Raw genomic sequence first — 13,645 nt, 5'->3', positions numbered from 1 at the left:
GGATACGTCGTTTGGTAGTAGAAAGCGTTCCTTCATGGCGCCTGCCTGTCGCACATGAAATGCACGGATAATTTCCAGTTATCGTTACGCTGGTATCGACCAGCAAAAGTCTCATTCAAATCTTGTTTGGTTTGGTCAATCTGGATTCAGTCTGTCCCTCCCAAGTAAGCACAACATAACCTCCAAATGTCTGTTGCCAAAGTCATTTCTCCCCATAGACCGGATGTTCACCAAACTTTGGTGCCGCAGCGAAGAACGTGCGGCTTTCGTCGGGAACTAGGGAAGGAACCCTCACATGGGAATGTATACACAAGAGTTTAAACTATACTGCAAAGAGCAACTGGGGCTAAGCGATCATTCGCTTCGTGCCTATGATCAGGATCTCCGAGCATTTACGGGTTTCACCGAGCTTAATTCGGTCACACTCCCACCGGACAAATCAGATATCGTCAGGTATCACGCTCATTTGCGCGAGGAATGTGGGGCGAGCCCGGCGACGATCCGGCGGCGTATGGTGACCCTTAAGTCATACTTCAGGTGGCTCGAGGAACAGGACCCTTCGTCAAACTCACCCTTTCGGGGATTGCGGATGGACCTGAAGGTACCGAGGACGCTGCCAAGGCCGGTTGATCGTCCAACCCTGTCGCAACTTTTCAGAGCCTCTCGCCAGATCGTTGACCCGGGCGTGGGTGAGCGAACGACTTCCGAGCAAGAGTTTACCAGTCAACAAATTACCGGGCTTGTTTGCCGTCTTCTGGTGGTCACCGGCATGAGGATTGGGGAGGCCATGCGCCTCAACGTCGCCGATGTCTCTGGAGCGGCAACGCGGATCAGGGTCCGTGGCAAAGGCAATAGGGAACGCACCGTCTATGTAACGAATGACAGGCTACAGCTCGAATTCCGCACATACTGGGATTGGAGATATCGTACGGTCGGGTCGACTGAATGTCTCTTCATCAACTCCGTCGGAGAGCGCCTGAGCCCAGCAGCCTTTCGGAAACGGCTTCGGACCGTATCAAAGAACATATTGGTGGAACCTCATCTGACGCCCCATCGGTTTAGACACTCTGCTGCGACCCTACTGATAGAAGAAGGTGTGGATATCCGATTGGTTCAGCGGCTCCTTGGTCATGCGAGCATCGCGACGACGGAACTCTACACGAAAGTCTCTGACAATTCGCTGGTTAGCGCGCTCGAAAAGGCCGACACCCTCGCGCAAATCGACTCTCAGTCTTGAATGAGTATAGTACTGACAGGATTGAAGTATTTCGTGGGGATTCCTGAATTAAGGCACAGTGTTGAAGCCGTTACATTAGCTGCCAAATGGACATTTAAAAAAATAGAGATGAGCAAATGCCAATTTCCAGCCAACAATGCACACCCTATCTGTCCGTTTCGCTCCACCAAGGAAAGGGAAATGTCTCCGCAGATGTGTCGGGACTTCTAACAAGCATTCGAGACGTTGCGAAGAAAGCGGCGGATCAAAAAGGGTTGGAGAAACCGCGCTTTCCAAATGTCACCGATCCTGAACTTGAGATTGACGGCACGGATTTTGGATGGGCGCATTATGCCGTCAAGCGAGCCCCCGGCTGGTTGGACGGTGCCGGGCTGACTGACGTTCACAATCACATCGTCGTGGTCGCAAAACGTGGTGACATATACGCACTGCTCTTTTCTGACAACGGCTTGCGAAACCTCGTTGCACGGAAAGTAACCGCGGCCACCGACGGCCAGTTTGCTCGAATTCAACGCCTGTCGTCGACTGAAATAAACAAGGCATTTGTCGAAAGCCAGGTTCGAACCCTGTGGCTCAATGGGACGCATACCCGATCCACGACGAAACCCGACTCAAAGGTGTTGTCCGGAATTGAGCTTGAAACCGCTCTCGATCCTCTTGGCGACCAAAGTTACTACTTTAGTTCTGTGCGAAGCACCCTGTCTCTCTCCGATCAGATCACCAGCAAGGTGGTCGGTGCAAGTCCGAGTGGCGGACGAATTTGGTTGGGCCCAACACGGTCGTGGGACGAATTCGCAAACACGATGACGCTCGTTCTTGATCGTGCATCCGATCTGATGAGCGACGCAAATCGATCCGACAAACCTCTGCCCGTTCTAGCATCATCCATCAACTCACTTGCTGGCATCGAGGAACCATATGACGTCGCTTTGATCATCCCAGAGCAAGTCAGTGCTGAAGCTGCCGTCAATGCCGACGATGACATGAGGTGGCTTGAACAGTTTGGAGATGCGGCGCGTTTTGAGATCACTCCGGTCGACGGCTCATCAAATTTTGAAGCAGACGTCTATTGGGGCGAAGGGCGACTAGGCCGCCTCGCATACGAGTTTGAGCAAACACCCACGTCAGAGATCCGTCTCAAAGTTCGCACGGTGGACGGATTCGATGGCGACGAACTGGAAGGGTCCTTGCTTGGACTGTGTCGGGATCCAGGGAACCTGACGATTTACTTCGACACCGGTCACACATTCTCTCGCGGTCATTTTTACGAGACACGGTTTCGTGACGCTCGGTTTGAAGATTGGGGTTGGGTTCGCATGGACCGTGACCAAACAGTTTTCAAACAGGAGAAACCGCTCGATGGGAAGCGGTTCGCGGTTGAGAATACAGGAAATGACGACGACTGGTCATTGTTCGGAAGCGTCGCACGTCACTGGCCAAATCTTGATCAACGTGGGGCACAGACCGGTTGGTTGGTTTGCGACGATGGCGCGATGGAGTCTGCGGACTTCATCCATGTCGATGACACGGCCGTGCCGCCGAAGCTTACTTTGATCCATGTGAAAGGCAGCGGGTCAGAGAGTCTGAACCGAGGTATCTCAGTGTCGGACTACGAAGTCGTTGTGGGCCAAGCGATCAAGAACATTCGCCATATCGACCGGGACCTTTTACGAGATAAGTTGACGGCAAACGCGGGCGGCGTGCTTCAAGATGCTGTTTGGCACAATGGCACTAGGCAGCAAAACAGAAATGGCTTCTTGGCGATGTTGGATGGTTTGGGATCAAGCCTTGAGAAGACGGTAGTCGTTTTCCAGCCACGTGTTCGCAGGTCGGTATATCATGAGATCCGCGCGCGGATCGATGCCGGGGACCTGGATCGTGCCGATGTGAGGCGACTACAGCAACTGGACGCACTTCTGCTGGGAGCACGGGCAGACTGCTATTCCCTAGGAGCGAATTTTGTTGTGATCTCGGACGGCGATGATCTCTAGTACTCCGTGATAACCGACCCACCTATTGGAAGAAGGGTCAACATATGAAGGGTACCTGTCTCGGTTGGCCTCGGTTGTCATTTGGGAACGCAAGATCACTGTGGAATGACTTCCACTTCCAACGAAAAAGGGCTATATATCTTGCAGAAATGTCAATTTATCCCGGATTGGCGTTGAAACTTTATGTGCCCCACCTGTATAGAGCAATTTATGCCATACCTATGGGCGAAAACACTCCACCTAATAAGCGATTCACAGTTACCGTGAGTAGGGGTGAAGCGGGGTAGTAGCATAATACGGGTATGGTATATTTTGTGCCATGCGAACACGGCTCCGAGGCCTTGAGGCAATTGATGTCGCGCAATAGGTCTGAGTGAAATGAGCGCAGATCAACAAGAAGTGCCTGCGGCCAAAACCGACAGAGCCAAGAAATCATCAACGGCCAAGATTTTTGGCGGCTATCCGCTGTCGTACCGGGATGTCGTGGATCTGCTCTCAGAGCGCGGGATTAGTGTTGATAGGTCCACCGTGTATCGCTGGGTGACCAAGTTTGGCCCGGAGATCACCAAACGAACGGAGAAGTAACTGCGTCGCGCCAGCGTCGAATGGCACGTGGACGAGACCTACATCCGCGTTGGGGCAAGTGGCGTTACTTGTGGCAAGCCGTTGATGCCAACGACCAAATGATCGACTTTCGTCTGACGGCCCGAAGGCGGCAAAAGCCTTTCTGAACAAAGCAATTGAGTGTGTGAGGCTACATCGGCCGGTCACCATCGTCACAGACAAAGCGCAAAGCTATCGACGCGTCATCCGCGAAATCAATCAAAATTACGATCCACATTTCGACAGCATCCGGCACATTGACAAGAAGTGGCGCAACAATCACATCGAGAGCGATCACGCTGCCATGAAACGGCTCCTTGGATACCGCCAGAGCTTTCGATCACTACGATCAGCCAAAGCAACCCTCAGCGGAATTGAGACAATCCGAACGATCAAACGCCGTCATATCCATAACAAACAACCTGGCGCCAGCGGCGAAATCCAGTTTATCAATCAGCTGTTCTGAACAGCCGCGTGAGCGAAAAAAGACTGCACCTCAGGTCGGCCAGCATAAATTAATGCAACAGTCCCGTCCTGACCCTAGAGCACTCAAGCGGAAGGGGAGGCTCAAGTTGCTGGGTTCTGCAACAATGCCCATGCTGTTACTCCTGAATTTCGGCGATTTCGAGAACAGCGTGCAGCAGAACGTCACCGCCAGCAGTCGCCCATTCTTTAGTGATCTCTTCGGCTTCGTTGTGGCTAAGGCCGTCAACGCAAGGGCACATAATCATTGCAGACGGGGCAACTGCATTGATCCAGCATGCGTCGTGGCCAGCACCTGAAACGATATCGATGTGGCTATAGCCGAGAGATTCAGCTGCGTCGCGGACTGCGCTCACACATTGAGGATCAAATTTGACGGGATCAAAGCCACCTACTTTTTCAAGGCTGACTTCCAGCCCCATGTCGCGGCAGATTTTTTTTGTACCTTCATGCAGCCTTTGTTCCATGTCGGAAATGACTTCAATGTCTGGAGAGCGAAGATCGACAGTAAAAACAACCTGTCCAGGTATCACGTTCCGTGAGTTGGGGTGGACGTCAATATGCCCTGCTGCGCCAACTGCGTGCGGCTTATGGCTCCAAGCGATTTCATCGACCAATTCAAGAACACGCGCCATTCCCAAGCCAGCATTTTTGCGCATTGGCATCGGTGTGGACCCTGTGTGAGCGTCCTTGCCAGTGATTTTGATTTCGGTCCAACTTAAGCCTTGGCCATGGGTGACCACGCCAATGTCTTTATTTTCGGCTTCCAGAATCGGGCCTTGTTCGATGTGAAGTTCAAAATAGGCTCGCATCTCGCGAGCACCAACTTCTTCTTCGCCTTGCCAGCCGATACGCTTTAGTTCATCGCCGAAGGCTTTTCCTTCTGCATCTTTGCGATCGTATGCCCAGTCTAACATGTGCTTCTTGGCGAAAACGCCAGACGATAACATAGCAGGAGCAAATCTGGTGCCCTCTTCATTTGTCCAGTTTGTTGCAACGATTGGGTGTTTTGTCTCGACGCCAGCGTCATTGAGCGTTCGGATCAATTCCAATCCACCCAGCACACCCAAAACGCCATCGTATTTTCCGCCCGTAGGTTGCGTGTCGAGGTGTGAACCGACGTAAACCGGGAGTGCGTTTTCGTCTACTCCCGCACGGTGCGCAAACATATTGCCCATGTTGTCTACGCCCATGATGCAGCCTGCGCTCTCACACCATTTTTGAAACAGGGCGCGCCCTTCCGCATCGTCATCCGTTAGTGTTTGACGGTTACATCCACCCGCGACACCGGGACCGATTTTGGCCATTTCTTCCAAAGTGTCCCAAAGTCGCTGACCATCAATTTTCAGGTTCTTGCCGTGTTGCATTTTTTCCTCCCTGTTGTGCATCTGGTTCATCTTGGGAACGTAGAGACTGCACCGCTGGAGATGCCTTCCAACCAACGTAAAGAGGTTTTCTTGTTGTTGATGAGTTTCGTGACTTCGTACATTATTCGATTTCCTTAAGGACGGTGCGGAGCACGTCGAAAATCTCTTCGATTTGTGCTTCGTTGATGATGAGAGGAGGAGAAAGCGCAATGATGTCGCCGGTTGTTCGGATTAGAACGCCGCGCTCGAACGCGGAAAGAAACGCTGAAAATGCACGCTTTGTAGCCTGCCCTGCCAACGGTTCCAATTCGATCGCACCGATTAAACCGTAACTTCGAACATCGATCACTTTTGAATGATCCGCCAAAGAATGGAGACCTTCCTGCCACAACCCATAAAGGTCACCGACCCTGTCAAATAGCCCTTCCTCTTGATAGGTATCAAGAGTTGCCAAGGCCGCTGCACTGGCGATTGGGTTTCCTGAATAAGTGTAGCCATGGAAAAGTTCTATCAAGTGTTCTGGACCATTCATGAACGCATCATGAATTTCGCGGCTGGCAATCACTGCCCCCATGGGGATTACGCCATTGGTTAACCCCTTTGCACAGGTAATCATGTCAGGAGTCACTCCAAAATGATTTGCCGCGAATGCAGAGCCGATGCGCCCGAAGCCAGTGATGACTTCATCGAAAATTAGCAAAATATCATGCTGGGCGGTGATTTCGCGTAGCCGTTCAAGATATCCATACGGGGGGACCAAGACACCCGTTGAACCGGCAATTGGTTCAACTATTACCGCCGCCACCGTTTCCGCACCGTGAAGTGCAATGATATCTGTCAAATGCTCAGCCAAATGTGCCCCGTGTTCTGGCTGGCCTTTTGAGAACGCGTTTTGACTTGGAAGATGAGTGTGCGGAAGGTGATCAACACCCGACAGAAGATGCCCGAATGAATTTCGGTTGTTGACGATCCCTCCAACGGAAATCCCGCCGAAGTTCACACCGTGATACCCTCTTTCACGACCGATAAGTCTAGTCTTGCGGCCGTTTCCTTTTGCCTGATGGTAAGCCAATGCAATCTTTAGAGCTGTCTCGACGGATTCAGATCCCGAGTTTGTGAAGAATACATGATTTAGAGGATCAGGCGCCAACGCGGCGAGTCTATTTGACAGCTCGAAGGCACCAGGGTGTCCGATCTGAAATGCTGGAGCATAGTCCAACTCCACAACCTGGCGCTGCACAGCTTCTGTGATTTTTGGCCTTGCATGGCCAGCATTGCAGCACCAAAGGCCCGCGGTGCCGTCCAAAACCTTTTTTCCTTCGCTCGTCGAGTAGTGCATTCCGTTGGCCCCAACGAACATACGAGGGTTCTTCTTGAACTGCCGGTTGGCAGTAAAAGGCATCCAAAAAGCCTCCAGATCGTTCTTCATTTTGTCCTCCCAAGAGTCTGGTCGAGCGGGACAAAACCATAGTTGGCACGATCGGTCAATGTTTTCTGACTACTTAATCAGTTAAACCTGATCGATCTAACAGCTTAATATGAACGATTGGACAAACTGTCTTCCTCTGATAAGTTCAATCAGGCATAAAGCTGCTGTGTGGCGGAATCTCTGGACGAAGTTTTTTGTCGACGAATCAGCGGGAAGGCTCTCTGAAGGGTGATCTAAAATTGGTCGAATAATCGGGGAGCTATGAGGCAAGTAGGAAGAGAGTGTAGGATGCTACGGCAACCCCAAAAGCAAATTGCAAACAGGGAAAAGAACATTTCAAGAATCAAGGAGGCTGCAGAATACGTGTTTGCTGAACACGGATACTCTGGTGCATCTTTCAGTCTGATCGCCAAGCAGGCTAAGTTGCCAAAGTCGAATATTATCTACTATTTCACCAACAAAGAAACCTTATACCGCGCAGTTGTCGAAGACATATTCGATATTTGGCGATCTGCTGCAGATTCGATCAAAAAAGACAATGATCCAAGTACGGCCATTGCTGAGTATATTGACACGAAACTTGAAATGGCGCGAAATCGCCCATTTGGCTCAAAAGTATGGGCAAATGAGGTGATTCAAGGTGCACCCATAGTTCAAGACTATATGGAAGATGAGTTGCACAGGTGGACCAACGACCGAATGGTTGTCATCCAGCATTGGATAGACTCGGGGAAGCTACGCGCAACAAGCGCTCGACATCTTCTCTATCTGATTTGGGCAGGGACACAACATTACGCTGATTTTCAACATCAAATTGAAACTTTGAACGACAACCATCCACTTACCGATGAGCAATGGCAAGAAACAAAATATTTCCTCAAAGACATCATATTGCGAGGTATTTGCGTTGAATAGAAACTCAATTCTGCGCCCGGACACGGTCCGCTCGAGAAATACAACCGCTATACTAGATGCAGCTGAACTTGAGTTTGCAGAATATGGTTTCAAGGGTGCGACGATCGCGTCGATAGCCAAGAGATCAAAACTTCCCCCGGCAAACATCCATTATTACTTTGGATCAAAAGAACTCCTGTACCAAACTTGTGTTGAAAGGATATTTGATATTTGGAAGGTTGCCGCCGAAGCACTTGATGAGATCGATGATCCCGTTGTTGCTTTATCTCTTTATATAACCAGAAAGCTCGATATTTCCCGGGAGCGTCCAAGCGGGTCAAAAATATGGGCCAATGAGATTATCCAAGGCGCCCCAACTATGCATGCGTTTCTCGCCAAAGACCTGTATGATTGGACAGACTCACGCACCGCGCTTTTTAGAAAGTGGCAGTCAGAAGGTCGGCTAAAGCCGGTTAATCCAAATACTATTCTATATATGATTTGGGCGACTACACAGCACTATGCGGACTTCTACCATCAAATTCGTGTTCTCAACGATGGCAAAGAACTTGATGAAGCACAGTGGGAGGAAATAAAGTCTGACGTTTGCTCCATCATTCTTGCTGGGGTGGGAGCTAAGTCAGACTTTTCTGCAAAGTAGGTCCAAATGGATCAAACAGCCAAGTAGTGTTCAATTTTCTCTGTTTGATCACTTAGATCTTGATTGCTGCCTTCAAGTACAACCTGGCCTTGCTCAAGTACAATGAACTTGTCAGCTACTTTTCGACACACTGAAATATTCTGCTCAACAAGCAAGATTGGGATGCCTGTTGACCGAACATTTGAAATAATTTTCTCGATCTCCTCGACGATTACTGGTGCCAATCCTTCGGTTGGTTCGTCAAGAATTAGCATCTTCGGATCATTAACGAGTGCGCGCGCAATGGCGAGCATTTGTTGCTCTCCGCCAGATAAATTTCCACCTCCGTTTTTGCGTCGTTCTTTTAGGCGTGGAAAAAGGGAATAGATGTCGTTTATCGACCAATTGGATGCGGGATTATGCGAGATGTAAAGGTTTTCTTCAACACTAAGGATTTCAAAAATGTCCCTGTTTTCCGGCACAAAGCAAAGACCCTGGTGGGCAATCCTATGTGAAGTAGTATTTGTTAGCTCATTACCTTCGAAGTGAATTGATCCATCGCGAACATCCACCAATCCCATTATTGATTTTAACAGTGTAGACTTTCCTGCTCCATTGCGACCGAGTATGGCCAAAACTTCTCCTCTTTTGAGCGTGCAATTGACGTCGAAAAGGATGTGGCTCTTACCATAGAATGAGTTTACGCTATTCAGTTCAAGCATCTTCAGTTTCCCCGCCAAGATACGCTTCTCTAACGCGTTGGTCGTTTTTAATCTGATTGGGCGTCCCTTCGACGAGAATTTGTCCAAGCTGCATCACAGTGATTTTATCACTGATTTCTAGAACGATACCCATGTTATGCTCAATCAAAAGAACGGTGATGTCCTTCGTGAGTCTTCTAACCAAATCGGAAATCATGGGGATGTCATCAACACCCATTCCTGATGTTGGCTCATCGAGAAGTATCAGTTTAGGTTGTTGGGCAAGAGCCATTCCCACTTCCAACATTCTTTGCTGGCCGTGCGAGAGGTCTCCGGCGATAGTTTCCGCTCGATTCTCGAAGCCAGTTGTCTCAAGCGCGTAGTCCACTGCAGCAGCAGTTTTCTTCACAGTAGAAGCCGATGAGCTCCAAAAGCGGAAACCATCGATGCTAGAGACTCCCAGTGCGGCGATTTGCAGGTTCTCCCGCACGGTCATTTCGAGAAACAGACTTGTAACTTGAAATGACCGGGACATGCCTAAAGAAGAGCGTTTTTCCGGTCCGAGCTTCGAGATTTCTTTATTGTCAAAGAGAATTCTCCCTGACGTTAGACGTTGCACCCCAGTCAGACAATGAAACAATGTCGTTTTTCCAGCTCCGTTTGGACCAATGACCGCATGAAGTGTGTTGGGTTGAACGTCTAAATTCACGTCAGTCACGGCTTTGAATTCGCCATAACTCTTGGTGAGTCTGTTTGTTGTTAGAATTGACATTCTAGGATTCTTTCTGTGTCGATGCGGAACCAAATTTCTGGCTCAAGAATTCAAATACGCCATAGAGGCCGGAAATAAGTCCGCCGCGCATGTAAAAGACAGTGAGGATCAAGATCCCACCCAACAGGAACAGCCATCTCTCCCAGAAGGCCGATAGCATGTCTCCAACCACAACCAGGAACAATGAACCTAAAACAGCGCCGTAAACATTTCCGGTCCCGCCAATGATTGCCATGATCAGGATGTGCTCACTCATTATGAGTTCAACGTTACTCAAAGGTGCAAAATTCAAGAACAGCGCATACATGCCACCCGCATAGGCGGTGATCGATCCCGAGAAAATGAATGCGAGTACCTTATACCATTTGACTGAGTAACCGAGTGCTGTAGCTCTTTCTTCATTTTGTTTGATAGCAAGCAAGGTTCGCCCAAACTGAGAATGAGTAATTCTAATCATCCCTAGGAAAATAAGTACAAACGAGATTGCTACAAAAGCATAGAATTTCTCTGAACTATCTATAGCTATTTCGAATCCGAAGATGTCAACGCTATTTCGTGGTACGTCCAGCAAACCGTTATCACCGCCCGTCCATTCGTCCAGGGTATAGGAGACAAAAAAGGCAAGTTGTGTAAATGCCAATGTTAGCATCACGAAGTAAATACCCTGCCTTCTTATTGCCAGTGCTCCGACCAAAGCCGCGACAGTCGCTCCAGCCGCTGTGGCGATCAAGAGACCAACTAGAAAGTTGACGCCCAAATGGATTTGACTGAGACTTGCAACATAGGCTCCCAAGCCGAAGAAAATCGCTTGGCCGAAGGAAAGTAGCCCTGCATAGCCAAGCAGAATGCTGCAGCCCAACGCTATTATAGCAAAAATCAGTACCTCAGTTGCCAGTGAGATAGACGGCAAGACTAAGAACGCAGCCAGCGCGATGGCAATCAAAATCGGGCAGTGTTTAAGTTCTAGTGACATTACATTATGCCCTTCCAAATAGACCGCGCGGCCGTGACAAGATCACTGCAGCCATTGCTGCGTAAACCATCAGACTAGCACCTTCCGGCCAGACGCTACTCATGACGCTTTGCATAACGCCAACTACAAGACCGCCAACGAGGGCTCCAAGAAAGCTACCCATGCCTCCTATCACAACAACGATAAAGGCGATGCCGAGCGCTTCAACGCCCATAAAGGGGTCGGCCCCTCGAAGTGGTGCCGCGAGCACGCCCGCCAAGCCTGCCAAAAGCCCTCCCAATCCAAATGTAATTGAGAATAGACGCGTGATGTTCACGCCAAGAAGACCAACCATCTGCGCATTTTCGGAGCCTGCCCGAACTAGCGCTCCGAATTTTGTTTTTTCTAACCCCCACCACACGACGATTGCGATCAGTGCAGAAAATGCGATTACAAACGCACGATATTTGGGGTAAATGAAGTCCCCAATCTCAATAATTCCTGCCAATGAACTGGGAGGCGAGACGTTTTTTCCGATCGGCCCCCAAATCATAATGACCAGCTCCTGCAGCATCAGTGCGACGCCAAGGGTCACCAGGATCTGATACTTGTGTTCCAGAACGTAAGAGAATTTGACGACGCTTTGCTCAAGCGCAATAGCCAAGGTTCCAATGACTAAAGGGGCAATCAGAAGCGCAAGCCAGAAGTTACCGGTCAGAGATACAATGACAAAGGTGACATACGCTCCGACCATATAGAATGCGCCGTGTGCAAAATTGACAAAGTTTAGAAGGCCGAACGTGATTGTAAGTCCAACGGAAAGTAGGAAGTAAATCACACCGAGCCCAAGCCCGTTCAGGAGCTGAAAGAAGAAGAGTTCCATGTATTTCCCCATAGAATGGGCCAAGGGTTCTTGAGCCCCTGGCCCGTTAGTTATTATGCAAGATTACGACATCTTACACAGGGAAGCATTTTCATCGGGGAATGACTTTCCTGAACTGATAACGTCGACGAAATTGTCTTCGTCGGACATGGCGCTCTTCGATTTACCTTTTAGCAGATAGTAATCCTTGATCGCCTGATGGTCGAAGGCGCGGATAGTCTCTTCGCCGGTTAGGCCTTCGTAAGTCATCCCTTCCATAGCGGAAATGACTGCCGCAGGATCATCTGAACCAGCTTTTTCAATGGCATCAATAATGATCTTGGTTCCAATATAGTCGCCTGCCATCGGGTAAACAGGATTTACACCGTACTTACTGCGGCACAACTCAACAAATCGCGCATTGCCCGGATTCTGGACTTCATGCCAGTATTGGGCGCCAAGATATACGTCCTCAAGAATATCGGACCCAAGGGACTTGTATTGATCCAGACCAGCACTCCAAACAACGAGAATTTTCATTTTATTCTTTAGGCCAAAGTTCATTGCCTGCCGAAGAGACGTGGAAGATTGCCCGCCGAAGTTCAGAAGTATAAGTAGATCGGGCTTTGCCGCGGCTGCGTTTGTAATATACCCCGAGAATTCTTTTTCGCTGAGTGAGTGGTAGCTGTTGCCAACGTGCTCTACACCTTTGTCCGCAAGAACATTTTTTGTGTTTGTCAGCAAAGCTTCACCAAATACGTATTGCGGTGTGACAGTGTACGCGCTTTTGATTGATGGATCTAGTTCGAGAAGAGGCCTCAAAGTTTGCTCAACCGCACCGAATGTAGGTGTCGACCAGCGGAATGTTGAGCGGTTGCACTCACTACCAGTCACCTCGTCCGCTCCAACTGGAGTAGTGAAGACTCCACCGACACTTGCAACTTCTTTGCCGACAGCCAGGCCAGTTGAAGACAGAGTGGCACCGTTAAAAAATCTCGCGTCGTCTTTTTCAATGGCTTCCTTGATCTTACGCACTGCTTTCCCTGCGTTGCCTTCGCTATCCAGAAGGCGGTAGTTCAGATCCTTGCCAATGACGCTGCCGGCGGCTTCTACAGCCATTTCGCTGCCCTGGTTTGCGAATTTACCGTAACTGGCAAAGTTGCCGGAAACTGACTTCAATCCAAAAATATCAATACCGCCCGACGCTTTCGCCAGTGTGGGCAAGTTGAGGGCTGCTGCCGCTGCAGTCGATGTAACTAGGAACTTTCTTCTGTCCATTGAGTGATCCTCCCAGAATCTGATTATGTGACCAAGATGTAACCAATAAGCTGACTATAAAGTCAAGAAAAACCGCACAATCGGTCAGAAAAGTGTTTTTTCTTGTGCTCACAGGGGGCGAGGTGAGTGTTGGTAGAACTCGTAAACCTCTGATTCTAAAGTGTTTAATATGAAGGCAACCGTGGTGCCTCTCTGGAATGAGGATATTCGTGCAGCTATGGTTTTGAGGTAGTTCAGCACACGCATCTCCAGAGTTTCGCAAATTCGGACCAACTAAGACAGAAAGCGAGTATTCGACAGTTTTGGATATTAACGCACCGGATCTGTTGCCAAGGCTTTGTCGCAAACTTTGGTCGACATGTTGCACCTTCGCGCGGTTTGATCCAACTGGTGGTTGGTCTGCTGCAATGTTTGGGAATGTCCGGTGATCGACTTC

General features: G+C 49.5%; 11 protein-coding genes and 2 pseudogenes. 6 read left to right on the top strand and 7 right to left on the bottom strand.

The window, feature by feature from the left end:
• Nucleotides 1–295: 295 nt before the first annotated feature.
• The 4 genes and pseudogenes from BLU89_RS21860 to BLU89_RS22045 form a co-directional block, all read left to right on the top strand.
• Nucleotides 296–541: pseudogene (locus tag BLU89_RS21860) on the top strand (site-specific integrase); the annotation flags it as partial.
• Between the two features lie 48 nt (nt 542–589).
• Nucleotides 590–1,237 (top strand): tyrosine-type recombinase/integrase, encoded by a 648-nt coding sequence (locus BLU89_RS20770; protein ID WP_245709817.1) that lies wholly within the window; start codon nt 590–592, stop codon nt 1,235–1,237.
• A 116-nt stretch (nt 1,238–1,353) separates the two neighbouring features.
• Nucleotides 1,354–3,228, top strand: coding sequence for a hypothetical protein (locus BLU89_RS20765; protein WP_074739611.1), 1,875 nt, complete (start codon nt 1,354–1,356; stop codon nt 3,226–3,228).
• Nucleotides 3,229–3,687: 459 nt separating this feature from the next.
• Nucleotides 3,688–4,297, top strand: a pseudogene (locus BLU89_RS22045) (IS6 family transposase); the annotation flags it as partial.
• Between the two features lie 136 nt (nt 4,298–4,433).
• On the opposite strand, the gene BLU89_RS20755 reads toward BLU89_RS22045, so the two are convergent.
• Both BLU89_RS20755 and aptA read right to left on the bottom strand, forming a co-directional pair.
• Nucleotides 4,434–5,681: a Zn-dependent hydrolase gene (locus BLU89_RS20755; RefSeq protein ID WP_074739616.1), complete on the bottom strand. Its 1,248-nt coding sequence runs from the start codon at nt 5,679–5,681 to the stop codon at nt 4,434–4,436.
• 121 nt (nt 5,682–5,802) lie between these two features.
• A complete protein-coding gene (gene aptA, locus BLU89_RS20750; RefSeq protein ID WP_074739609.1) occupies nt 5,803–7,110 on the bottom strand; it encodes an omega-aminotransferase AptA in 1,308 nt (435 codons plus the stop codon).
• A gap of 288 nt (nt 7,111–7,398) precedes the next feature.
• Between aptA and BLU89_RS20745 the strand changes: the two genes are divergently transcribed.
• On the top strand, nt 7,399–8,025 hold the full coding sequence (locus BLU89_RS20745) for a TetR family transcriptional regulator C-terminal domain-containing protein (RefSeq protein ID WP_074739607.1): 627 nt from the start codon (nt 7,399–7,401) through the stop codon (nt 8,023–8,025).
• Nucleotides 8,018–8,665 (top strand): TetR family transcriptional regulator C-terminal domain-containing protein, encoded by a 648-nt coding sequence (locus BLU89_RS20740; RefSeq protein ID WP_074739605.1) that lies wholly within the window; start codon nt 8,018–8,020, stop codon nt 8,663–8,665. The genes BLU89_RS20745 and BLU89_RS20740 overlap by 8 nt, the downstream gene beginning before the upstream one ends.
• Nucleotides 8,666–8,676: 11 nt before the next feature.
• Here BLU89_RS20740 and BLU89_RS20735 read toward each other — a convergent pair whose 3' ends face one another.
• The 5 genes from BLU89_RS20735 to BLU89_RS20715 all read right to left on the bottom strand — a co-directional run bounded on the left by BLU89_RS20735 (nt 8,677) and on the right by BLU89_RS20715 (nt 13,209).
• Nucleotides 8,677–9,366 carry an ABC transporter ATP-binding protein gene (locus BLU89_RS20735; protein ID WP_074739603.1) on the bottom strand — a complete coding sequence of 230 codons (690 nt, stop codon included), beginning with the start codon at nt 9,364–9,366 and terminating at the stop codon, nt 8,677–8,679.
• Entirely contained in the window at nt 9,359–10,117 is a 759-nt protein-coding gene (locus BLU89_RS20730) for an ABC transporter ATP-binding protein (protein WP_074739601.1), read from the bottom strand. Before BLU89_RS20730 ends, BLU89_RS20735 begins: the two co-directional genes overlap by 8 nt.
• Nucleotide 10,118: 1 nt before the next feature.
• Nucleotides 10,119–11,090: a branched-chain amino acid ABC transporter permease gene (locus tag BLU89_RS20725; RefSeq protein WP_074739599.1), complete on the bottom strand. Its 972-nt coding sequence runs from the start codon at nt 11,088–11,090 to the stop codon at nt 10,119–10,121.
• 4 nt (nt 11,091–11,094) lie between these two features.
• On the bottom strand, nt 11,095–11,952 hold the full coding sequence (locus BLU89_RS20720) for a branched-chain amino acid ABC transporter permease (protein WP_074739614.1): 858 nt from the start codon (nt 11,950–11,952) through the stop codon (nt 11,095–11,097).
• 63 nt (nt 11,953–12,015) lie between these two features.
• The gene (locus tag BLU89_RS20715) at nt 12,016–13,209 is read right to left on the bottom strand and encodes an ABC transporter substrate-binding protein (protein WP_074739597.1); all 1,194 of its coding nucleotides are present in this window, start codon (nt 13,207–13,209) and stop codon (nt 12,016–12,018) included.
• Between the last annotated feature and the right edge of the window lie 436 nt (nt 13,210–13,645).

Source organism: Ruegeria halocynthiae, from assembly GCF_900106805.1.
Lineage (GTDB): Bacteria > Pseudomonadota > Alphaproteobacteria > Rhodobacterales > Rhodobacteraceae > Ruegeria > Ruegeria halocynthiae.
The sequence above is the reverse complement of the archived record's forward strand: the minus strand, read 5'-3'. Positions and strand labels throughout refer to the sequence as shown.